We start from the raw sequence: 22934 nt of genomic DNA on the forward strand, positions 1-22934 counted from the left end.
TTACTTTGCCGCCAGCTTCATGATTTGTTCCTGGGTGACGCATTCCTCATGGCTGAAGCACCCGGTTATCCGGCCGTCGCACATGACATAGACCCGGTCGCTCATGTTGAGAATTTCAGGCAGTTCTGACGATATCATGATAATGGACACGCCTTTCTTCACCAGCTCATTCATAATTCCGTATATCTCAGACTTGGCGCCCACGTCCACGCCCCTGGTCGGCTCGTCCAGAATCAGTATCTTGGGGGCGGTGGCCAGCCATCTTCCAATCATTACCTTCTGCTGGTTGCCTCCGGACAGGTTTCCGATAAGCTGTTCCTGGGACGGGGTCTTGGTATCCATCATCTCGATATACTGCCGGGTAATCTCCTCCTCCTTGTCCGCATCCACCCATATGCCCTTTATAAAGCTCTTCAGCACCTCAATGGTGGAGTTGAACCGGACGCTCTGAACCTTATACAGTCCCTCCTGTTTCCGGTCCTCAGGCACCAGGGCAATGCCGAACTTCATGGCATCAATGGGAGATTTGATGGCCGCCTTTTTTCCATCCACGCTGATTTCACCCGTGCAGCCGGGCGTCAGTCCGAAGATACACTTCATGGTCTCGCTTCTTCCAGCGCCTACCAGCCCTGCAAAACCAATGATTTCCCCCTCACGCAGTTCAAAGCTGGCCCCTTTGACCATCTTTCCGTCTGCAATGTTTTCACATTTTAAAACCACCCGTCCGGGCTCCATGTAATCCCTGGTGTAATACTTGGTCAGCTCCCGGCCCACCATCATGGCAATGAGATGGTCCCTTGTGGTATCCTTCACCCGCTCGGTGCCAACATAGGTTCCGTCCCTCAGCACAGTAACCCGGTCGCAGATCTGCTCCAGCTCGTCCATCTTATGGGATATATATATGATTCCCACGCCCTTCTTTGTGAGCTCTCTCATGGTGCTGAACAAAAATTCCACTTCCTTGTCCGATATGGATGAAGTGGGCTCGTCCATCACAAGAATCCTGGAGTGATAGGAAATGGCCTTGACGATTTCCACCATCTGCTGCTGGGCAATGGTCAGGTCCTTGACCAGCGTCCCAGCGTCAATGCTCATGTGGTATGTATCCAGCAGCTGCTGGGCTTCCTTTTCCATGGTCTCATGGCTGACCCATAGCCCCTTTGACGGCTCTCTGCCAAGAAAGATATTTTCCGCCACAGTCATGTGAGGTACCAGTACCAATTCCTGATGGATAATGGAAATTCCGTTGTTGTGAGATGCATTTACCCCGTCAATGGTTACCTTTTGTCCGTCAATAAAAATCTCGCCCTCTTCTGCGATGTAGATGCCGCCCAGAACCTTAATCAGCGTGGATTTACCTGCCCCGTTTTCACCGAGCAATGCGTGGACCTCGCCGGCCCTCAGTTCCAGGTCCACCCCCTGAAGCGCCTTGACTCCCGGAAATGATTTGTGGATGTTCTTCATTTGAAGCAGAACTGTTTCACTCATAATCTCACCTGCCTGTTCTTCTATTCATATGGTTCCTGACAGAGTTTCCTGCCGTGCTTTTGCGTTTTGAGCCTGTCAGATAAAAAGTGCCTGGCCCCCGCAGGGGCCCAGCACTTTTCAGACTAATCTCTTACTGCCATCCATCTGTGCCATACTTATCTACATTTTCTGATGTAATAAGGAAGGTTTCTACCGGATATCTTGATTCTACCTTATCGCCGTTTAAGTATGTATACATGATATTCACTGCGGACTGTGCAATCTTAACAGGAGACTGTGCGCCGCTTCCTTCTATCAGGGATTCCCCGGAAGCCATCTCTGCCTTGATGTCAGGAGAGCCGTCCACGCCGTAAATCATACAGTCTGTAAGACCGGCTGCGTTGGCTGCTGCCAGTGCTCCCAGTGCAGTGGGGTCATTGCCTCCGAAAATGGCAACCACATCGCCGTGAGCCTGCAGAAGATCCTCTGCAATACCCATGGAAACTTCCAGATTGCCCTTGGCATCCTGCTGTGCAACGATGTTAAAGCCTTTTCCTTCAATTGCATCTAAAAATCCGTTTGTCCTGTCCGTAACAGAGTTCATGGTAGGAGAATCCAGTACAATGATATCCCCGCCGTCCGGGCATTTCTTTACAAGGTCCTCGCCGCAGACCTTGCCTGCGTTATAGTTATCAGAACCGGTGTAGGAAATCAGGTAGGACAAGTCCGCTACCTCTGTATCAAATCCCACGATGGGAATTCCTGCTTCCTTAAGCTGATCCAGGGCCGGAAGGATTCCCTCTGCCTCTGCCGGATTCATGAACATGGCGTCAATGTTCTGGGAAATCAAATCCTCTACCTGGGTAATCTGAAGAGTGACATCATTGGCGGGATCCACTGCAATCAGCTCGTCGCCGTTGGCCTCAACCATTTCCCTCATTCTCTTCTCAATGGTGACAAAGAACGGGTTGGTTCCATCCATACAGGTATAACCGAATTTGTAATGCTTGTCCGGGTCCTTCTTCTTCACATCAGCAGATGCCATATCGGCTGCTGCCGGAGCTGCCGCTTCTGTGGCTTCCTTGCTCTCCTCTGCCTTCTCAGGCTCAGCGGCCGCCTCCTTGGCTTCCTCTGTGGTCTGGGCCTGGGTTGGCGCCTCGGTGGCTGCTGCCGTTGTCTGGGAGTCCCCGCTGCTGCACCCTGCCAGGGCAGAACCTGCCATTGCTGCGCACATCATTACCGCCAACAGCTTCTTAGTACTTTTTTTCATAAGTTACCTCCTTTTGCAAAATGTTTTGTTGTTTTTGCTGTAATCAAATCTTATCACGCTTTTCTTTTTAACACATGTGCACAATGTAATCATTTTCATATGACATTTGTCATATTTTTCATCATCACTTTTGCCCTTTCCCGTTCAGCCGCCGCAAATTTTCATCGTTTTGCACAACTGCCCGCCGGGGGATACTCATTGCACAGCAGACGGAAGGGCGGCTCATCCTCCTCTATAACCGGAAAACGGCCTGCCGGCAGATAGAACCGGTTGTCCCGGTTATCGTCATTACACATGGATACCTCGCCCAACAGAACCGGCCCTGTGCCCGGCTCCAAATGGAAGTCGTGATACAGATAAGGCTGGATGGTAATGCTCTCTCCGGGACACAGCCGTATCTGCGTTCCCGCGGGAACCGTGTACTCCCGCCCGTCACTGTGTATCCGCACATCTGTGTCAGCCAGCTCCTCCCTGCCGGCATTATATACGCCTATGAGCACATTTCCTCCTCCCCTGTTGATGATATCCTCCATCTTATTCCAGTGGAAATGCATGGCCGCAGACTGTCCTTCCTTCATGTACAGCAGCTTTTCCGCATAGGGTTTCGTGTACTTATCCATGGACACATTGCCGTTTCTCAGGGTGATGAGGGAGAATCCCACCTTGTCAAAATCCCCCATCCCAAAATCCGTGATATCCCATCCCAGCATGTTGTCCCTGACCTCATCGTATTCATGGCCCTTTTCGTTCCATTCTTCCGGTGTAAAATAACAGAACGGGGGCAGTTTAAAGGAGCATCTGTCAATCATCTTTTCCATGTCCCTCAATGCCCTGTTGATTTCTGAACGTTTCATGGCTTTTCCTCCTTTGCCGACTTACTCCAGATGGGAGAACACCCTGATTGTGTGGAGCACATCCTCCTTCATGGCCTGGACCGCCCACTGGGTTACATCGTGGAAAAATACATATTCTTCGGCTGCCCTGCATTTTTCCTTTACATACATGCCGCCCGCCTTGGCAAGGTACGTGTAGTAATTAATTTTCCTGACCCCGTTGGCAATACATTTCTTAAAATCCTCGTCGCTGACCCCGGATCCGCCGTGCATCACGATGGGAATGCCGATGCTTTCCCGTATCCTGCGTATCCTGTCAAAATCCAGCTTTGGCGTGGTCAGATACAGCCCGTGCACGGTGCCGAATGAGCAGGCCAGGGCGTCTATCCCGGTAAGCCCGGTGAAAGCCCGTGCCTGTTCCGGGTCCGTATAGCAGCTCTCCACAGCTTCCCCTTCTTCGCCTTCTCCCACGCTTGAGAATTCCTGCCTTCCCATGGCTCCTATCTCAGCCTCCACGGAAGCGCCCCAGTCTCCGGCCATTTCCACCGCAATCCTTGTGTTTGCCGCATTTTCCTCAAAGGGCAGAACGGAGCCGTCATACATCACTGAGGTGAAGCCCATTTCCAGGGCTTCCCTGAGGATTTCCAGCTTATCGCCGTGGTCCAGATGGACGCATACAGGCACAGAGGATTTCTCTGCCATCATCACCATCACCGGCCCGATGACCTTAAGAGGGATAATGGACTCATGGACCGGCGCAAACTGCAGGATAACCGGCTGTCCCAGCTCCTCAGCCGCCCCTAATACGGCCTGAATCCCCTCCAGAGATGTGATGTTGAAGGCGCCGACTGCTATTTTTTTTGCATCTGCCAGGTCTAAAACTGCTTTCATTGAAACTAACATGTTATATATTCTCCTTTCTTCCAGCCTGGGCCGGGACATACAATGAAATATATTCCTTAGTAATGCTTCTTCTGCCTCTTACGGAGGAAGCCGCGTTTTCCCTATGCGGCATTCCTTTTGTTTGGCCGCAAAGATGGTTTTTTTTATGTCACGGATGGATGATGTTCTGCTTCTCCCATCCAGCTTCCATCTTCTGCCTCAGCTCCTCAAAGGACAGCAGGCCGCTCAGGGCATCGTAGGCCGTGACGCAGGACGCACCCGTGGCAGCTGCCAGACGGATGCATTCAAGGGGCCCGCAGCCGTCCAGCATTGCCTTTATGAAGGCGGCTATGCTGGTATCCCCTGCCCCTGTTCCTGACAGGATGCAGTCCGGCACATAGCTGTCCTCAAAATAGCTGATATCATTCCATCCTGTAAATTCCGGCAGGAATTTCCTCCATACCGGCTCAGGTGCGGTCTTCAGATACATGCCGGCTGCCCCGCATTTCAGGAGAACGCATCTGGTCCCCATGGACAGCGCTCTGGCAGCCAAAGGCTTAACATCCTCCTCCAGGGATAATATGCCTGTGACATCCTCGCCACCTGCCTTCTCCTGCCATTTGCAGTACAGAGGACGGTCCAGCATGTATCCCAGCTCCTCAATGCTTGGCACGAAGAAATCCACATAGGGCAGCACCCGCTCCAGTATCCTTGCCCAGTCCATGCCTGCTGCCTCAGAATCCGGGTCCACCGCCACCAGGTCCAGGGACGTGGTAAGCCCCATGGATTTTACCTTCTTAAAAAGCCGTACCAGCTCCTCCCCCTCATCCAGATAAAACCTTCGCATAATGGGAGGATAACCAAAATGAAAATGTGATGCCTCCCCTACTTTTTCAAAGTCCACGTCCCCGCAGCCAAAGGTATCATTGCAGCCCGGATCGTGAAGAAAAAAACGGTCCAGTCCCTTGGGCGCCAGTACAATGGTATAGGACGTATTCTCACCAGGAACCTGGCTGATGCAGGTCTCACAGCCATGTGCGCTTATCATGTCCTTCAGTGCATTGCCAAAATAATCATCCCCTATTTTGGCCATCAGAACCACGTCTGCACCCAGACGTTTAAGACCCAGGCCTGTGTTGGAAACAGCTCCTCCTGTACACATCATGGCTTTTCCCACCTTAAGCAGCTTTCCCGGCTGAAACAGTTCAGAGAGCTTCTGCTTCCCGCTGTTTTGGAAAACCGGCGTAATGTCCAGGGAAATATGCCCGGCCACCGCTACCTTTTTATTTCCTTCTTCCATCTTACTTCCCCCTTCCGCACCCAATCATAGCAGTTTTCATGAATAAATCCAATGCTTTGTGTGCAATTATTACATAGGTAATATTTTATATGACATTTGTCATGTGCATATTGCACAATGCAAAATGCACTATACAAAAAACAAAAGTAATAAATCGCCGAAAATGCAAAAAAGCCCTGAGGGGCCGTGAATATCACGGCGCCCCCAGGGCTTTAAGGTTATTTATTTAACCCATACATGCAGATTCTAATGGCACTACGGATTCAAGTGGTACTTGCGAATTCTATATTTCGATTACACTGCTTACGCGATTGCCGCCGCTGTCTGTCCCCTGTCCCCTGACCACTCTATGGCGTCATAGGCCTGGGCAATATTCAGCATATGATCACCGATTCGCTCGTAGTCGGTCAGCATTTCCGAATACAGGATGGAGGACTCCACATTGCAGTTTCCCTCCCGCATGCGGTCAATCTGATTCTGCCGGAACTTGCGGGTGATATCGTCAATCCTCTGTTCAATCTCAGCCACCTCTGACAGCGGGGACTGCGTATCCCCGGCAGCCGCCGCCTTCAAAAGCTCCATGCCTTCCCGGCAGGTTTCCTCCATGACAGCAAATTCCTTCCTGGCGTAATTGGAAAACTGAAGTCCTTTTGCCTCTATGGTTTCGGCATACTCCGCCAGGTTCATGGCATGGTCACCGATCCGCTCAATATTTCCCAGAATGGTATACATCCGGTTCAGGGTGTCAATATCCTTGGGCGTCTGGTCCAGCACAAGTATCTTGGAAATCTTCTGGGACAGTCTCATATTGCTTAAATCAATTTCCTCTTCCCGGTCTGCGATGGCCTGGATTCCCTCCGAAGCTCCCTCCTCCACAGCCTTGAAGCTCTGGGATACATTCTCTGCCGCAGTTGCCAGCATCCCCTTAATCTCGTCATGAATCTGGTTGATCGCAATGGTGGAGATACCAAGGTGGTGCTTGGAGGCCATAAGCCCCTCAAACCACTGGTCCGCATCCTTTACAGGAACTGCCTTATCCGGAAGAATGGCAATGGCAATCTTCTCCAGAAGGGCGCCAAAGGGCAGAAGAATCAAGGTGGTGCTGATATTGAAAATAGTATGGACATTTGCAATCTGAGCCACCGGATTATCCGGAGTCAGGCTTACCACAAAGTCCGTAAAAGGAGTCAGGATGCACAGGGTCACAAACAGGGCCGTACCAATCACATTGAACATCAGATGAATCAGGGTGGTGCGCTTTGCATTGCGGCTGGTTCCCACAGAAGCCAGAAGCGCTGTAATACAGGTACCGATATTCTGGCCGAACAGCACGAACACGGCACTGTGAAGGTTGATGACGCCGCCCATAGCCAGAGCCTGAAGGATACCCACAGACGCAGACGAGGACTGGATAATGGCTGTGAATACCGCTCCTACCAGGATTCCCAGAAGGGGATTGGAAAACTTGGTCACCATATGGATGAAGGTTTCGGAATCCCGCAGGGGAACCATGGCATCGCTCATCATGCCCATGCCGATGAACAGGACGCCGATACCGGCAATAATACCTCCCACATGCTGTACCTTTTTATTTTTCGCGAAAATCAGGGACATAACGCCCACAAAGGCGATGAGCGGAGCCAATGCTCCTATGTCCAGGGCAATCAGCTGTCCCGTAATGGTGGTACCTACATTGGCACCCATGATAATCCATACAGCCTGCTTAAGTGTCATAAGACCCGAGTTGACAAATCCAACTGTCATGACGGTTGTGGCTGAAGACGACTGAATCAGGGCTGTGATTCCTGCCCCCACCAGCACTCCCAGAAAACGGTTTGCCGTAAGGCGCTCCAGAATCTGCTTCATACGGTTTCCAGCCACAGCTTCCAGATTGGTACTCATCATCTGCATGCCGTACATGAACAGGGCCAGGCCGCCCAGCAGGCTTAAAACCAATTCTACTCCCATGTGTTTTCTCCTTTTGTCCGAGGAAATTAGCTTCTGCTATATTATCATTTTACGGATAACCTTATGTGTTCCGGAATGATTCCGGGTAAAAATGGGCAAAAATATGGCATAGCCCGCCATCCCAAACAAACGATCGCAGGTTATGCCTCCTTTATCATATTCTTGCGGCATCCGTCACACAGGGCGTTTCCCATGATATCTATAGCCTCTTTTCCTGATTATTTACCATTTCTTTACGACTTCTTTACACATACTCATTATACGGGATATTTCATATGTCGTCAATATCGTTTCCCGCCAGTAATGTAAAGTCTATGTAAATTATGTGTAAAATTTCTTCTGGAAATACATATATTTACAAATCTCCCCGCAGCAGAGCCGCACCATTATCCATTTATTGAGTATATTGTTTTTTCCTGTTATTATACATGATTTTTAAAAGACCGATGGCAAGAACTGCCGGTATCCAGCCGGCTGCGGCCAGACCCGCCTTCAAATTACCTCCTGATGCCCCTGCTATGAGTCCCACCAGCGCCGGACCGCCGGCACATCCCAGATCCCCGGCCAGGGCCAGCAGGGCAAACATGGCAGTACCGCCCCGCGGACAGCTCACGGACGCCAGCGAGAATGCTCCCGGCCACAGGATACCCACGGAAAACCCGCACAGCCCGCAGCCGGCCAGTCCCAGAACAGGGCTGGCGGCAGTGGACGCCAGCCCATAGCTGAAAATGCACAAAACGGCGCTGCCTGTCATAAAGGCGGTGAGACGGATGCGCTGGCTGTATCTGGCATACATTGCCCTGGATATGCCCATGAGAATTGAAAACATACAAGGTCCGGCCAGATCTCCCACTGTCTTTGACACATTAAGCCCTGATTCAGCAAAAGCGGAGGCCCACTGGCTCATAGCCTGTTCCGATGCCCCTGCGCAGACCATAATAAAAATAAAAAGCCAGAACAGGCTGCTTTTTAACAGTCCCCGAATCCCCATCTCCTGCCCATCCTCTGTCAGTGCCAGAATGGGAACCCGCGAAAACAGGACAGCGTTCATAACAGGGACTGCTGCCCAGAGAAGGGCCAATACCCGCCAGCTGTTCAGACCCGCTGTCTGAAAAAAGACAGTGGACAGTACCACCACGGCCACGGACCCCCAGCAGTAAAAAGAGTGCAGCAGGCTCATGGCCGCATCTTTGCGGGCCGTTGGACAGGCTTCCACAATGGGGCTGATCAGTACTTCTATGATACCTCCCCCCACTGCGTACAGGGCAACGCACACAAGCAGTCCTCCAAAATGTCCCGGAACCATATCCGGCAGAAAGCTCAGCCCGGCCAGCCCCAGGGCAGCGAACACATGAGCCGCCACAATGCATGTCCTGTATCCAATCCTGTCCACAAACCGCGCCGACAACAGGTCCACCGCAAGCTGAATGCCAAAATTCACCGTAACCAGCATAGCAATGCGCGCCAGAGATATGCCATAGCTTTTCTGGAAAGTGAGAAATAAAAGCGGAGCAAAATTATTGACCACTGCCTGGACCACATATCCCAGGCAGCTGGCATTCAATGTTTGGTTGTAATTATCTTTAAGGGCCACTTATGCGGTCCCTCCTCCCCGTTTCCTTCATTCCGTTTTCTTTATTCCGTTTCCTTCATTCCGTTTCCTTCATTCCGCTTCCGGCAAAGCCCTAAAGCGCGGCCTCATGCTCCCGGCCATAGACCTCAATCTGTGTCAGGGCAGGGAAGGGGGACGGATCGTCTGCCTTTATGAGCTGTCCGAAGGTAAGCCATGTGATACCCCTGCGCTCCAGGCTGATGATATGAGGTTCAACGCTCTTTTCAAGCTCCACTGTCTCAGAGGTTCCGTCGGAAAAGGTAAAGGTCACCTTCTCCCACCAGTTGTCATGAGGAAAGTCAGCCCTTGTATAGAGGACAATCTGGTCAAAATCCACGGGGCGGCCAAACTCCAGCGTCATTTGGGCATCGTCCTGCATATTGATTCCCCATGACTCATATGGCCACTTTCCATGGGACAGGTTTGCCGTCACACCGTCAATGGCGTTGCGGGCCGCAAACACAGCCTCTCCCCTGGTTTCCACATTGGCGTGGGCGTGGGGATAACATTCCTGGCCCCTGTGCTGGTCCATAACGTTCTTGGCCAGATTCCGGTATGATTTAATTTCATAATCCCTGGCATACCGCATAGTCAGATAGTGGCGCTCTCCTGTAAATGATTTGGGGTTATAGGATGTCTTACCCTCTGCAAAGGGAACCTCATAAACCAGCTCATTTCCCGCCCCATAGATAAAGGCTTCATCCATGGTATCATCCACACGTATGATATAGAAACGGTTCTTTTCCGGAAGAGAAAATATAATCCTGTCTCCCTCCTCATACTCACCCTTCCATGCCAGTACGGCCTGTTCCCTGCCTGCGGCCTCCGCCTTTACCGCATCGTTTTTATCCTTCACTGTAATCTGCATTCCCATATATTTACACACTCCTCTTTCCAACAATTTCTTTTGGGTTCTTTCATTCTACCATGGAGTCCCAGGGAATACCATATACAAAAAAGGCGAAATTTTATAATATTTTAAGCATTAGCGAATATTCTAATATTTACAAAACCTTCACTTTTTATTCATCAGAACCTGATATTGCTGATGGTATAATGGAAAAAATAATGAATGAAGGGGATGTTTGGATGAATTGGAATGAAACATTGAGAAACAATGTAACCCGCGCCCAGGAACTGAAAACGTATATGAGGCTTACCAGCCAGGAGGAAGAACACATGACCCGAATCCTGGAACAGTTTCCCATGACAGTCACAAGATACTATCTGTCTCTTATTGACTGGAACAATCCGGAACAGGATCCTGTGTTCAGGATGTCTATACCCTCCATTCGTGAAACCGACCTGTCGGGGGACTTTGATACCAGCGGGGAGGCGGATAACACAGTGCTGCCCGGCCTGCAGCACAAGTACAGGCAGACGGCGCTCATCCTGTCCACCCACCGGTGCGCCATGTATTGCAGGCATTGCTTCCGCAAGCGGCTGGTGGGAATCTCCGGCGGCGAAACAGCCGGAAATGTGGACCAGATGGCTGCCTACATCGTCTCCCACCCTGAAATAACCAATGTGCTCATATCCGGCGGGGATTCCTTTCTGAACAGCAATCAAATCATACGCCGGTATCTGGAGGCATTCAGCTCCATTAAACATCTGGATCTAATCCGTTTCGGCACCCGCACCCCGGTGGTGCTGCCTATGCGGATTTATGATGACCCGGAACTTCTGGATATTCTGGCCCGCTATACAAAAATCAAACAAATCTATGTGGTGACCCAGTTTAACCATTCAAATGAACTGACTCCGCAAGCAGTAAAAGCGATCCGGTGCCTGATGGACGCTGGTATCATTGTAAAGAACCAGACCGTTCTGTTAAAAGGAATCAACGATGACGCAGGGAGTCTCGGAACCCTGTTAAAGAATCTGACAAGATACGGTGTCATTCCCTATTACATTTTCCAGTGCCGTCCCGTATCCGGGGTAAAGAGTCAGTTCCAGATTCCTTTGACAGAGGGCTGCCGCATTGTGGAAGAGGCAAAAAACATGCAGAACGGCCAGGGCAAATGCATCCGCTACGCCATGTCCCACGTCACCGGTAAAATCGAAATCCTGGGCCAAATGCCCGACAAAAACATGCTTTTTAAATATCATCAGGCAAAATATGAAAAAGACCAGGGCCGTATATTCTGCGAGAAATTGGCACCTGGACAGGCGTGGCTGCAGGGGTGATAACAGACTTTGCCGCAGACTGTTTCCCGGCCCATGCAGGACTTTGCCGCAGGCAAATGTTAAGCCGCGGGACATACCCTAACAGGGGCATGTCCTGCGGCCTTTTTGTGCCGTAGGCGGCTGTATATGTAATTACATCAGTGACAGATACAGGTTCTTGATATCCTCAAAGGACGGATCCTTTGGATTGCCCGGGCGGCAGGCATCATCCATGGCAGACTGTGACAGGAAGTCCACATCCTCTGGCTTAAGGATTTCCTTTAAGTCAGCAGGGATTCCCACGTCAGCGGACAGTTTCTTTACCGCGTCCACTGCTGCTTTGCGGTATTCCTCCTGTGTCATATTCTCAACACCATCCACGCCCATGGCAATGGCAATGTCTTTAAACTTGGTTCCTGTACATGGCGCATTGTATTCCATGACGGTTGGAAGGATGATGGCATTGGCAACGCCGTGGGGGGTATCATATAAAGCGCCCAGGCCATGAGCCATGGAGTGCACAATGCCCAGACCGCAGTTGGAGAATCCCATTCCGGTCAGATACTGGCCCAAAGCCATGCCTTCCCTGCCCTCTGGCTTGTTCTCCACCGCATCCCTCAGGCTGCGGGCGATTACTTCAATGGCTTTTAAGTTAAACATGTCGGTCATCTCCCAGGCACCCTTTGTGGTATAGCCCTCGATTGCATGGGTCAGGGCATCCATACCGGTAGCTGCTGTCAGTCCCTTGGGCATGGAAGACATCATCTCCGGATCAACCACTGCCACTACCGGGATATCATGGGTATCCACGCATACGAATTTACGCTTTTTCTCCACATCCGTGATCACGTAGTTAATGGTAACTTCCGCCGCGGTGCCTGCTGTGGTGGGAACTGCAATAATCGGCACACACGGATTCTTGGTCGGAGCAACGCCTTCCAGACTTCTCACATCCTCGAATTCAGGGTTGGTGATGATAACGCCGATAGCCTTGGAGGTATCCATGGAGGAACCGCCGCCAATGGCAATGATATAGTCGGCTCCGGATGCCTTGAAAGCCGCAACGCCGGTCTGCACGTTCTCGATGGTCGGGTTAGGTTTGATATTGGAATAAATCTCGTAGGCCAGTCCTGCATCCTCCAGTACCTTTGTCACCTTGCAGGTTACATTGAACTTAATCAGGTCAGGGTCGGAACATACAAAAGCCTTCTTAAATCCCCTTGCCTTTGCCTCATTTGCAATCTCCTGGATTGCACCTGCGCCGTGATAGGATGTCTCGTTTAATACGATTCTGTTTGCCATGATTTTCTTCTCCTTTACATTGACAGTATGCCGCCGGACCCATCTTAAGTGTCCGTGGATTTACCTGGTTGCTTTTGTTAATATTATAACAAGTCCTGTTTTAAAATAAAAGTGACAAACATCCCTGTCTGTCACTTTCCTTTAAGTTTTGTGCAGTTTCACCATTTAGGATTATGCATAATCACCATGTTCTGTCTCTGCTGCGGCTGGGGATATCCGGGACTTTCCGGGGCTTAAAGCAGTTTCAATTTTCCGAACACCTCTGCCAGCTTTGGCGGCATGGCTTCCACCAGCTTATCCGACATTTCCCGGGGTGTGTCCTTCATGCCTCCCAGAACCCACTTCACCGTCATGTATACAGAGCCCTGGCAGTACATCTCCAAAAGGAACTGAAGCTCCCGGCCCAAAGGCTGGCTGGTTTTTCTTGCAATCAGGTCCGTATAAAACTGGAGAATCAGTTCAAAATCATGTTCCTTTAATGAGTTCCTGTCATCGGAGCGGAACGCTTCTGTGAAAAACACCTTTTCATTGAGAATGAACTCAAACTTCCGGGTCAGGCTCTCCCCCACCGTATGCCCCATGCCAATCTGCTCAAAAGACTGAAGCACCAGCTTGTCAAAATACCAGTTTATCAGATCGTACTTGTCCAGAAAATTCCGGTAAAAGGTCTGCCGGGTCACACCGCAGCCCTCCACAATATTTTTGACCGTAATCTTATCCACGGGCGCTGTCTTCATGCACTCCTTAACGGATTCAGCCAGCTTGTATTTTGTTTTCTCCTGCTTTCCTGTAACGGCCATGGTATTCCTCCTGCGGCAGGTACTGCACGGAAACCCTCCGGTACCTGTGTATTTTGTAACATATCCCTGCGCCACAACAGGCAGTGCAGCCCTGGTTGCGCTGCACTGCCCGCTGCTTCTATGGACAGTATATCAAATTTTGAGACAGGCTTCTACCTGTTTTTGAAAATGCTTACCATTGCCTTCCACATCTGTACCAGCACATTCCACATCCGCCTTAAGGGGCTTTCCTTGGCCTTTTCCACCTCTGCATCCGCGGTCTTGGCCGTGTCGTCGTCCACGCTGATCTCATCGGTGCGCATGACAATCTGCAGTGTCTTGGGCGGTTTGTTCCGGTCCGAGGTAAAGGATACCTTGTCTGCGGACGGATCCATAAACAGGAAACGGTTATCTGTATCAAACTTATCCAGCTCATTGTCAATGGTATCCTTCATGGTGCGTCCGGCCTGGCGCATCACCGTGGTGCTGTCCAGGATGTTCAGGCTTTTATCCAGAAGTTCCATACTGCCGCGCAGGCTGTCCCTGGCAGCCGCGTCAAAATCATCGCTGCTGTCTTTTAATGTGTTCTGGATGATAGTCAGGGTGCTGATTCCATTGTTGAGGGCATCTGTGGTACGCCTTACCAGTTCCTGGGAGTCATCCAGGGCAGTCTGGAGATCCGGATAATATACGTCCAGAGAATCATTGAGGGCCTTTAAATCCTCAATCAGATAATCCATATTGTCAACTATCTCGGCGCTGTATTTCGCAGAATCAGACGTGTCATCCATCAGGTTCGCCATCTTGTCTGTCAGGGATTTGCTCCGGGCAGATAAATCCTGAAGGACTGCCACCTTGTCATACAGGGATTGTTCAATGGCTATCGCGGCTTCTGCGGCGGCCTGCTGGTCGATACTGCTTACCAGAGGGATGTTTTTCTTCTCTATGGATGCGGTGGCCGCCAGGCCTGCCAGGCCGGTGTTTCCTGTATTTATGGCAGAGCTAATAGCAGTGCCTGTATCCGGGGTGTTACTGCCGGAGTTTCCGCTGGAATTTCCACTTTCTGCTGCGCTTGCGCTGCTGCTCCCGGTTGCGCTTCCGTTGGTGCTTTCGCCTCCGGTTGTATTTCCGCTTCCGTCCGTACTTGCGCCTCCGGTTGTATTTCCGCTTCCGCTCCCGGTTGTGCTTCCGTCCGTACTTCCGCCTCCGGTTGTATTTCCGCTTCCGCTCCCGGTTGTGCTTCCGTCCGTGCTTTCGCCTCCGGTTGTATTTCCGCTTCCGGCTCCAGTTCCGCTTCCGTCCGTACTTGCGCCTCCGGTTGTATTTCCGCTTCCGCTCCCGGTTGTGCTTCCGTCCGTACTTCCACCTCCGGTTGTATTTCCGCTTCCGCTCCCGGTTGTGCTTCCGTCCGTGCTTGCGCCTCCGGTTGTATTTCCGCTTCCGGCTCCGCTTCCGCTCCCGGTTGCGCCTCCGTCCGCATTTCCGCTCCCGCTCCCAGTTCCGCTGGTGCTTCCGTTTCCGTCTGTGCTTCCGCTTCCTCCGGCACTTCCATCCGGGTTATCTTTCCCCTCCGTACTGCCGCCGGAATTTCCGCTTCCCTGGTCATTCCCCTGATTATTATTCTGGGTGTTTTCCTGGCTGCTGCCTCCGCCGGATGACGAATGGCTCCCGCCATTTGATGTCCCGTAATCCACATCCTCCATGTTTTCCAGTTCTTCCTCATCCAGCTCCTCGTCATAGAGCCTTCTGGCCTTGGTGCTGGAACTCTTATACAGACTGAGATACGTCAGCAGTGTGTCCTGGGATGCCTGAAGCTGGGTATCCAGCGCAATGATGGATTCCATGGTCTTCTGGAGTTCCGGCAAATCGCTGCTGATACCGCCTGCGCTGTTTTCTATGTTCTTAAGTCTGGTCTGCAGCTTTCTCAAAGGGTCCTGCATGTCTCCCAGCGTGTTGACAATGTCATTCATGCTGCTGTGAACCACCTCGGCACAGTCCTTGGCTGTCTGCAGATGGGGAATCATGGTATCCATCTGCTGTGACACCGATGTAAGCGCTGCCAGCGTCTGGTCATTTCCGGCCAGTATGCTGTCCTTGGAATTACTCCACTTCTGTCTGGCGCTCTCCGCTGAGTCCATACCCTGGCGGACCTGGTTCACGCCCTGCCGCATGTTCTCCACAGACTTTGCCAGCTGCTCCAGGCTGTCGTAAAGCTCATCCCCTGCATCCTGCCACGTATCCTTGGCTTCCTTCAGGTCCTTGATATGTTCCAGATCCTCCACCGTACCCGGTACCATGGCCATGATCACGCCAATGGTCTCAAAGCTGTCCGTGCCGATGCGCACCGTGTAATCCCCATCCTCCCCGGGGAGGGCGGTAAATACCACCGCTGTGGTTTCACCCAGGTTCTGGGTCTGGGACCCTTCAGCCTCCACGCTGTAGCATTTGCTCATATCCACGGGCACAGCCACCATAAGCATCATGTTGTTGCGGTAATACTCCCCGGCATTGTCATTGGGCTCTGCCTTCACATTGATCTCAATCAGCCCGGAAGCTCCTGCCAGCTTATCGCCGTCCATGGGTACACCGTTCAGCTTGTAGGATACGTCAAAGTCCCAGGGCAGTACCATCATGCCTTTATCCACAGAGCATTTAAAATAAAATCTTCCCCTCTGGTCCTCCGGAAGCTGCCACGTCACCATTCCGTCCCCCAGCACAGGTTCGATGCTGTTAGACATGTTAATCACATTTTCATAGGTTCCGTAATCCATAAATTCCGTCTGGCCGTTGAGGCCCACCCCCTTTACCACATTAATCTTATCCACCCTGCCGTAATAGTCCAGGTTCACATACATAGTTTCATCCACGTCCACAGAAGGCTGTGCTCCGTATACAGGCGCGCTGCCAGTGCCGGTGCAAAGCATGACAAAGACCATTCCCGCTGCCATGATTCTCTTATATTTCATTTTCATCGCTTTCCACCTCCGCTGGTTCTAAATCAGTCCGTTTCAATGCGGACGCCTTGTTGACAATGGTACCTATTCCTGCCTTTATCAGGGCTTTGCGCTTTTCATGGCGCCGTTTCAGATACTTCTGCAGGCGGTCCCATTCATTGCTGGTAATGATACGGTCAAAGAGCACCAGAAGGGCCGGCAGCACAGTCAGCACCAGAATCACGCTGAACAGCGCCCCCCGTCCAATCAAATGGCCCAGGTCCCCTATAGCCGCTGTGGTTGATATGAAATGAATGATATATCCAGCCAATATGATAATGGTTCCCGAAGTAAAAATAGAGGGACAGGACAGCATCAGCGCCTGGATACACGCTTCCTTCTTCTCCAGGGACTTTCTACAGGACACATAATTGTTGGTGAGCAGAATGGAATAATCCACCGTGGCTCCCAGCTGGATGCTGCTCACTATGATGTACCCCATAAACACCATGGTATCCCCTGCCAGGTAAGGCATGGCCATATTGAGAAAAATCGCAGCCTCAATGGGCACCATGACAATCATAGGTATGGCAAAGGACCGGAAGCTGAACATGACCACCAGGAACACGCCCAGCATGGATAACAAGTTTACCCTGGAATTATCCGCCGTAATCGTAGTCTTGATATCCTGTGTGGAAGGTGTTTCCCCCACCAGATAGGAATTCTCCGGATAATACCGCTCCAGAATATCCCGTATTTCATCCGCGCCCTTAAATGCCTGGTCGCTCTCTGTCTTGGTCCGTATGTAAATAAGCATCCTGCAGTAATCCTTTGTGTGGAGCTCACTGGTAACGGAATATGGCAGGAACTCCTCGGGTATTCCCTCCGGAAGGGTATTGGACATGGACGTCACACTTTTCACATAGGGAAGATCCTCTATCTCATCTGACATCTCTTTCTCCGTTACAGCCGAAGTATTGGGATACATGGCCAGCATCATATTGCTTCTTCCAAATTCCCGGGAGATTACCTGGTCATCCGCATAGACCTGGGTTCCCTCGCTGGCTCCCACCGCGCTGTTGCCGTACAGGAAATCATTCATTCCCTGGGCTACATAAGCGGGCGGCGCCAGAATCAGCATAATGATAAGGGATGCGTAACGCACCCTGTAGACCCATTCGCTGAATTTCCGGAAGGAGGGCAGGAAGGGACGGTGCCTGGTCTTATCATTCCACCTGGAAAATTTGAGAATCATAGCCGGCATGAAGAACAGCACGGTTATAAGGCTGAACACAATTCCCTTTGCCAGCACCAGTCCCATATCAAATCCAATGGTAAACTTCATGGATACCAATGCCAGAAAGCCCACCACCGTGGTCAGGCTGCTGGCAAATATGGAGTTGATAGCAGCGTCAATGGCATTGATCATGGCCTGTTCTTCTGAGAGCCCCTTCTGCTTTTCCCTGGAAAATGCATCCAGCAGGAAAATAGAGTAGTCCATGGAGGTGGCCAGCTGCAGCACCATAGCCACATTATTGGTGAGGAACGAGACTGTCCCGATAAAAATATTCGTGCCCCGGTTCAGCAAAATAGCCACACCCATAACCAGCAGAAAAAGGAATGGTTCCGACCAGGCGGTGGTACTGATGCACAGCACCGCAAATATCATAATGACGGCAACCGTAAGAATGAGGTTCATCTCGCTCTCCACATTTTCCGTCAGGGATTTGTTCTGTACAGCCATTCCCACATAATATCCCTTATCGCCTGTAATAGCTTTCATCTCATCAATGGCCTGGGATGTCTTCTTTGCCGTATCCCCCTGGTCAAAGGTGATGTCCATAACAGCACATCCGTCCTTGTAGTAGTCCTCAATATCCTTCTGGCGTATAAAATCCTCGCCTGAATAGATATTTACCGTACTGTCGCACCAGAGAATCTGGTCCACCCCGTCCACTGCTTCCAGTTTATCCTTGTACTGCTTTGCCTCATACAGGCTCACATCCTTAATCATCAGCCTGGCAGTGCCCGGATATCCGAATTCATCCTCCATCAGGTCCAGTCCGATACAGGATCTGGCCGATGCAGGCAGGTACTCCGTCAGGTCATAATTCACATTTACAAAAAGCATCGCTATCAGGGAGAAAACACACCCTGCCACAAATACGCTCTCAATCCAGCCTTTTTTATGTATGATAAACCGGGCCATACGGAAGGAAAACTTATCCCCCTCCTGCGGCTCCCGGCCTTTTACCCTGTGCATTCTGTCCTTGATTCTGCCAAACAGCTTCTGTCCCATATTTCCATGCTCCTTATGCTGCCGCCCATTGCGGCTGTGCCCTGCAGGCCTTATACCCTGTGCCGCGCAATTCTGCTGCGGTATTTCTGCTCCGGTATTTCTGCTGCGGCGTTTCTGCTCCGGCATTACCGCTGCGAAATTTCCGCTCCGGCGTTTCTGCTCCGGCATTACCGCTGCGAAATTTCCGCTCCGGCGTTTCTGCTCCGGCATTACCGCTGCGAAATTTCCGCTCCGGCAATTTGCTTCAATATTCCTCCACAAAATCCTTACGCTCACCGCATCAGAATCACCACAAAATATTGCTTCCCGTCCTTTTCCCTGTGGGCCATCCCCAGGCTGCGGTAATATTCCAGGGAATACTTCCGGTCGGTCTTTGACTGGAAACGTTTATCCAGCTTTTCCTTTATTTTATCAAAGGCCTCTGACGCGTCCTCACAGTCCCTCACGTACAGCTCCAGACAGGAAGCACTCCTTCTGTAGTTGATAACGGAGAGGTAATCGTTAATGGTACCTTCTCCGGGAATCCTGTCATCTGCATAGCCCCCTGCCATGGCTCCCTCCAGCCTGTGGTCCGCCGCCTTGTTGAGGGTCATATCCATCTGAAAGCCCGCGTACCGGTCATAGACACGGTGCATATCACCGTCATATTCATCCTCACGGTCCGGATATTCCTCAAAGAATAAATACTTCTTTTCCTCATTCAGCTGGTCAAACAAATCCTGGGCCATATGGTCGTAGCATCCTGCGTCATAAGCCCCTCCGCCTGTATTTTCCACCCAGCCGGCCGAAACCAGGGCTCCCTGTGCTGAAAACTCGTATTTCCCGTTATCCAGTATCAGCTCTCCCAGGTTCATGCCCCCATCTTCGTGGAAGTAATACCACTCCCCATCCACTTCCCGCCAGCCTGTAACCATGGCCCCAATTTCATCCATGTAATAGGACCTTCCGTCTGCCTGCAGCCATCCCCTGTGTAAAGTTCCATCCGGTTCCAGCCAATACCATATTCCCTCTGTCTGGTTCCAGCCCGGTACAAATGAAACGCTTATCTCCTGCGCCTGTTCATCTGCCAGAGCCGTCACGGGTCCGGTCCCCTCAAAGGCCCACAGAGCTCCCGCAGCAGCCAGAATGACTGCACATATTCTATATCTCATGCCATTTGCCCCCGTTCCTTATATATATATCCATTATACACCTTTTATACTGTTAAACAACGTCCATTTTGTTAATTGACTTTTGTTTATTTATTGACTATAATGGATTATAATAAATTATGGCAAAAATACAATGATTAATTTCCTTCATTTTGATGGTTAATCAACATTTTTTCCATTTTTGTGCAAAATACAATTGTTAAATCTTTGTAAATACACGCAAACCCACATAAACAAAAGGAGGAACAGATAATGGGCATTGAACCTGTGGACCGCCGGGTGCGTAAGACCCGAAGACAGCTTCGTGAATGTCTTATAACATTGCTCAAGGAGAAAAAGGTCCAGGATATCACGGTTCGGGAGCTGACCGACATGGCGGACTTAAACCGGGGCACCTTTTATCTCCACTATAAGGATGTGTTTGACCTTCTGGAAAAAACAGAAGCAGAGCTCCAGGAAGATTTCAACCAATTGGTCTGTAAACATGACGCCGTGGATCTAAAACAGCGCCCTTCTGTCATATTCAATGAAATATATTCCTTAGTATATGATAACGCGGACCTGATTGAGATTCTTCTGGGGGAAAACGGGGATTTGAATTTTGTAAACCGTCTGAAACAGCTCATACGCGAAAAATGCCTGAAGGACTGGATGGAGGTATTCCGCTCCGGCAATGCAGCTGCCTTTGACGCATTCTTCTCCTTCATCGTGTCAGGATGCATCGGCCTGGTACAGTACTGGCTCCAGACAGGCCTCAAGGAAACGCCGGAACAAATGGCAAAGCTGACAGAACACATCATCACCAAGGGAATCGGTGTCCTGGAAATTGATCCCTACGTATAATGACCCCTGAACTGTTTCCATTTCCTAAAAATAGAGTCATGTGTGCGCAGTGGCATGTATATCCATAAACCGGATGAATTTTTCTCCATGTTATGATATGATGGGAAATAAACCACAACAGAAAACAGGAGAATACAATGGAAACACGAATTGAATACAGCCCCAAAGCAATGGTCCGCATCCGCAAAGGACAGGGACGTTCCCTGAAAGCCGGAGGCGCCTGGATTTACGACAATGAGATAGAGAGTGTCAATGGAGCCTTTGAAAACGGCGATATGGTAACCGTGGAGGACTTTGACGGATATCCCCTTGGTACCGGCTTCATCAATACCAAATCCAAGCTGACGGTCCGCATGATGTCCCGCAGAAAGGATACGGTCATTGACAGCGATTTTCTGGAAATGCGGGTGCGCAGTGCCTGGGACTACAGGAAGGCTGTGACAGATACCTCCAGCTGCCGCGTCATATTCGGGGAGGCCGACTTTCTGCCCGGTATTGTCATAGACAAATTTTCAGATGTGCTGGTAGTGGAATCCCTGGCCCTGGGTATCGACCGACTGAAGCCGGTCATTGTGGACAAGCTCAGAAAGGTCATGGCGGAGGACGGGATTACCATCCGCGGCGTCTACGAGCGCAGCGATGCCAAGGTCCGTCTGCAGGAGGGAATGGAGCGCCATAAGGGATTCATGGGAGATGCATTTGACACCAAGGTGGAAATCCTCGAAAATGGAGTCCGGTATATGGTGGATGTGGAGGACGGCCAGAAAACCGGCTTCTTCCTGGACCAGAAATACAACAGGCTGGCTGTCCAGAATCTCTGCCGCCGCATCCAGCCAAAGCAAGTGCTGGACTGCTTTACCCACACCGGGTCCTTTGCCCTCAACGCCGGTCTGGCAGGGTCCGCACATGTGCTGGGCGTGGACGCCTCGGAGCTGGCAGTAAACCAGGCCAGGGAAAACGCTGCCCTCAACGGCCTGACAGAACAGGTTCAGTTTGAGTGTGCCGATGTCTTCGACCTTCTTCCCAGGCTGGAGCAGGAAGGCCGCAAATACGACGTGGTTATCCTGGATCCGCCTGCATTTACAAAGTCCAGAAATTCCATTAAAAACGCAGTCAAGGGCTACCGCGAAATCAACCTGAGAGGCATGAAGCTGGTAAAGGACGGCGGCTATCTGGCCACCTGTTCCTGCTCCCATTTCATGGACCCGGAACTGTTTACCAAAACCATACGTGAAGCAGCGGGCAATGTACACAAACGGCTCAGGCAGGTGGAGTACAGGACCCAGGCTGCAGACCATCCTATTTTGTGGGCGGCGGATGAGTCTTATTACTTGAAATTTTATATTTTCCAGGTTTGTGAGGAGAAATAGGTTTAAAAATAGCTTGAAAAATAGGTTTAAAAGTAGAAAATCCCTGAATACTGGTGCAGATGCAGCTTGAGTCATCAACGGTATTTCAGGGATTTTTCTTTTAATTTCCATGAACAGAAGGATGGAAAACGGATAGACTATATGTGAGATGATTTGTTATAAAGATGTATTATTGTAGGTTTATGGCTGTAGGCATGTGGTTGTATAAATATGGCTGTCGTTTTATAGTAGTAGGTTTATAGTAGTACATTTATCACGATACATTTAATTATAGAAAGGACCGGACATGATTATACTCATTATATTCCTGATACTGACTGTTCTATCCATCCTGGTCTGCTGTTTTGTGGCAGGCTCGACACCTTATGACAGGGAGGCTGATGATGAGGCGCAGTTGGAGTTTCTGCGTAAGTATAGGGAGTCAAAAAACAGGTAAAGAGGCCCTTAAAGAACAGAAGTACCTGAGACATGCCCAGAGCAAGGCCTTCTTTCTGCATCTTATGGTGGAATATAACCTTGCCCTCATGGAATACTCCGGCATGACACAGAGCTGGGTACGGGATAATCTGCCGGCAGATATACTGTAAACGTCAAGCGGTTACGATATACTGCGTTATATACAGAACCATCTTACAGAGAATTTGTCCATGGCAACCATTTCCGTTACCTTCATCTGATCGGCAAGAGTCTGATACCGGAATACATCCCCACCAATAAGAAGTGCTTTGCCTGCAGGCTTAATGACTATCCTAGCTTATT

Annotated in this window: 17 protein-coding genes; 4 read left to right on the plus strand and 13 right to left on the minus strand. The window is 50.6% G+C overall.

Features of this window, described 5'->3' with window-relative positions:
* From CGC65_RS21405 to CGC65_RS21440, 8 genes are all read right to left on the minus strand, one after another.
* Entirely contained in the window at positions 1-1488 is a 1488-nt protein-coding gene (locus CGC65_RS21405; RefSeq protein WP_002569767.1) for a sugar ABC transporter ATP-binding protein, read from the minus strand.
* Between the two features lie 130 nt (positions 1489-1618).
* Positions 1619-2737, minus strand: coding sequence for a sugar ABC transporter substrate-binding protein (locus CGC65_RS21410; RefSeq protein ID WP_002569768.1), 1119 nt, complete (start codon positions 2735-2737; stop codon positions 1619-1621).
* Positions 2738-2898: 161 nt separating this feature from the next.
* Complete coding sequence (locus CGC65_RS21415) at positions 2899-3591, minus strand: D-lyxose/D-mannose family sugar isomerase (RefSeq protein ID WP_002578288.1); 693 nt, start codon at positions 3589-3591, stop codon at positions 2899-2901.
* 21 nt (positions 3592-3612) lie between these two features.
* Positions 3613-4473, minus strand: a complete 861-nt coding sequence (locus CGC65_RS21420) for a class II fructose-bisphosphate aldolase (RefSeq protein WP_002569778.1) — start codon at positions 4471-4473, stop codon at positions 3613-3615.
* 148 nt (positions 4474-4621) lie between these two features.
* On the minus strand, positions 4622-5752 hold the full coding sequence (locus CGC65_RS21425; protein ID WP_002569779.1) for a carbohydrate kinase family protein: 1131 nt from the start codon (positions 5750-5752) through the stop codon (positions 4622-4624).
* 303 nt (positions 5753-6055) lie between these two features.
* Positions 6056-7720, minus strand: coding sequence for a Na/Pi cotransporter family protein (locus tag CGC65_RS21430; protein WP_002569780.1), 1665 nt, complete (start codon positions 7718-7720; stop codon positions 6056-6058).
* A 394-nt stretch (positions 7721-8114) separates the two neighbouring features.
* A complete protein-coding gene (locus tag CGC65_RS21435) occupies positions 8115-9314 on the minus strand; it encodes an MFS transporter (protein ID WP_002569781.1) in 1200 nt (399 codons plus the stop codon).
* A gap of 91 nt (positions 9315-9405) precedes the next feature.
* Complete coding sequence (locus CGC65_RS21440) at positions 9406-10206, minus strand: DUF7402 domain-containing protein (RefSeq protein ID WP_002569782.1); 801 nt, start codon at positions 10204-10206, stop codon at positions 9406-9408.
* A 215-nt stretch (positions 10207-10421) separates the two neighbouring features.
* Between CGC65_RS21440 and CGC65_RS21445 the strand changes: the two genes are divergently transcribed.
* Positions 10422-11519: a KamA family radical SAM protein gene (locus CGC65_RS21445; protein WP_002569783.1), complete on the plus strand. Its 1098-nt coding sequence runs from the start codon at positions 10422-10424 to the stop codon at positions 11517-11519.
* Positions 11520-11651: 132 nt separating this feature from the next.
* On the opposite strand, the gene fucO is transcribed toward CGC65_RS21445, so the two are convergent.
* The 5 genes from fucO to CGC65_RS21470 all read right to left on the minus strand — a co-directional run bounded on the left by fucO (position 11652) and on the right by CGC65_RS21470 (position 19962).
* Positions 11652-12800 (minus strand): lactaldehyde reductase, encoded by a 1149-nt coding sequence (gene fucO, locus CGC65_RS21450; protein WP_002569784.1) that lies wholly within the window; start codon positions 12798-12800, stop codon positions 11652-11654.
* A 233-nt stretch (positions 12801-13033) separates the two neighbouring features.
* Complete coding sequence (locus tag CGC65_RS21455; RefSeq protein ID WP_002569785.1) at positions 13034-13600, minus strand: TetR/AcrR family transcriptional regulator C-terminal domain-containing protein; 567 nt, start codon at positions 13598-13600, stop codon at positions 13034-13036.
* 152 nt (positions 13601-13752) lie between these two features.
* A complete protein-coding gene (locus tag CGC65_RS21460; RefSeq protein ID WP_048928913.1) occupies positions 13753-16551 on the minus strand; it encodes a hypothetical protein in 2799 nt (932 codons plus the stop codon).
* A complete protein-coding gene (locus CGC65_RS21465; protein ID WP_002569788.1) occupies positions 16535-18811 on the minus strand; it encodes an efflux RND transporter permease subunit in 2277 nt (758 codons plus the stop codon). Before CGC65_RS21465 ends, CGC65_RS21460 begins: the two co-directional genes overlap by 17 nt.
* 272 nt (positions 18812-19083) lie before the next feature.
* Positions 19084-19962 (minus strand): hypothetical protein, encoded by an 879-nt coding sequence (locus CGC65_RS21470; RefSeq protein ID WP_002569789.1) that lies wholly within the window; start codon positions 19960-19962, stop codon positions 19084-19086.
* A 252-nt stretch (positions 19963-20214) separates the two neighbouring features.
* Between CGC65_RS21470 and CGC65_RS21475 the strand changes: the two genes are divergently transcribed.
* From CGC65_RS21475 to CGC65_RS21485, 3 genes are all read left to right on the plus strand, one after another.
* Entirely contained in the window at positions 20215-20805 is a 591-nt protein-coding gene (locus CGC65_RS21475) for a TetR/AcrR family transcriptional regulator (protein WP_002569790.1), read from the plus strand.
* 137 nt (positions 20806-20942) lie between these two features.
* Complete coding sequence (locus CGC65_RS21480; protein ID WP_002569791.1) at positions 20943-22175, plus strand: class I SAM-dependent rRNA methyltransferase; 1233 nt, start codon at positions 20943-20945, stop codon at positions 22173-22175.
* Positions 22176-22555: 380 nt separating this feature from the next.
* On the plus strand, positions 22556-22762 hold the full coding sequence (locus CGC65_RS21485; protein WP_227898803.1) for a hypothetical protein: 207 nt from the start codon (positions 22556-22558) through the stop codon (positions 22760-22762).
* Positions 22763-22934 lie beyond the last annotated feature (172 nt).

It is taken from the genome of Enterocloster bolteae (assembly GCF_002234575.2).
GTDB classification, from domain to species: Bacteria; Bacillota; Clostridia; order Lachnospirales; family Lachnospiraceae; genus Enterocloster; species Enterocloster bolteae.

Coding starts and splice junctions, on each gene's coding strand:
- CGC65_RS21405 (WP_002569767.1), bottom strand. CDS start 1,488: ATGAGTGAAACAGTTCTGCTTCAAATGAAGAACATCCACAAATCATTT.
- CGC65_RS21410 (WP_002569768.1), bottom strand. CDS start 2,737: ATGAAAAAAAGTACTAAGAAGCTGTTGGCGGTAATGATGTGCGCAGCA.
- CGC65_RS21415 (WP_002578288.1), bottom strand. CDS start 3,591: ATGAAACGTTCAGAAATCAACAGGGCATTGAGGGACATGGAAAAGATG.
- CGC65_RS21420 (WP_002569778.1), bottom strand. CDS start 4,473: ATGTTAGTTTCAATGAAAGCAGTTTTAGACCTGGCAGATGCAAAAAAA.
- CGC65_RS21425 (WP_002569779.1), bottom strand. CDS start 5,752: ATGGAAGAAGGAAATAAAAAGGTAGCGGTGGCCGGGCATATTTCCCTG.
- CGC65_RS21430 (WP_002569780.1), bottom strand. CDS start 7,720: ATGGGAGTAGAATTGGTTTTAAGCCTGCTGGGCGGCCTGGCCCTGTTC.
- CGC65_RS21440 (WP_002569782.1), bottom strand. CDS start 10,206: ATGGGAATGCAGATTACAGTGAAGGATAAAAACGATGCGGTAAAGGCG.
- CGC65_RS21445 (WP_002569783.1), top strand. CDS start 10,422: ATGAATTGGAATGAAACATTGAGAAACAATGTAACCCGCGCCCAGGAA.
- fucO (WP_002569784.1), bottom strand. CDS start 12,800: ATGGCAAACAGAATCGTATTAAACGAGACATCCTATCACGGCGCAGGT.
- CGC65_RS21455 (WP_002569785.1), bottom strand. CDS start 13,600: ATGGCCGTTACAGGAAAGCAGGAGAAAACAAAATACAAGCTGGCTGAA.
- CGC65_RS21460 (WP_048928913.1), bottom strand. CDS start 16,551: ATGAAAATGAAATATAAGAGAATCATGGCAGCGGGAATGGTCTTTGTC.
- CGC65_RS21465 (WP_002569788.1), bottom strand. CDS start 18,811: ATGGGACAGAAGCTGTTTGGCAGAATCAAGGACAGAATGCACAGGGTA.
- CGC65_RS21470 (WP_002569789.1), bottom strand. CDS start 19,962: ATGAGATATAGAATATGTGCAGTCATTCTGGCTGCTGCGGGAGCTCTG.
- CGC65_RS21475 (WP_002569790.1), top strand. CDS start 20,215: ATGGGCATTGAACCTGTGGACCGCCGGGTGCGTAAGACCCGAAGACAG.
- CGC65_RS21480 (WP_002569791.1), top strand. CDS start 20,943: ATGGAAACACGAATTGAATACAGCCCCAAAGCAATGGTCCGCATCCGC.
- CGC65_RS21485 (WP_227898803.1), top strand. CDS start 22,556: ATGATGAGGCGCAGTTGGAGTTTCTGCGTAAGTATAGGGAGTCAAAAA.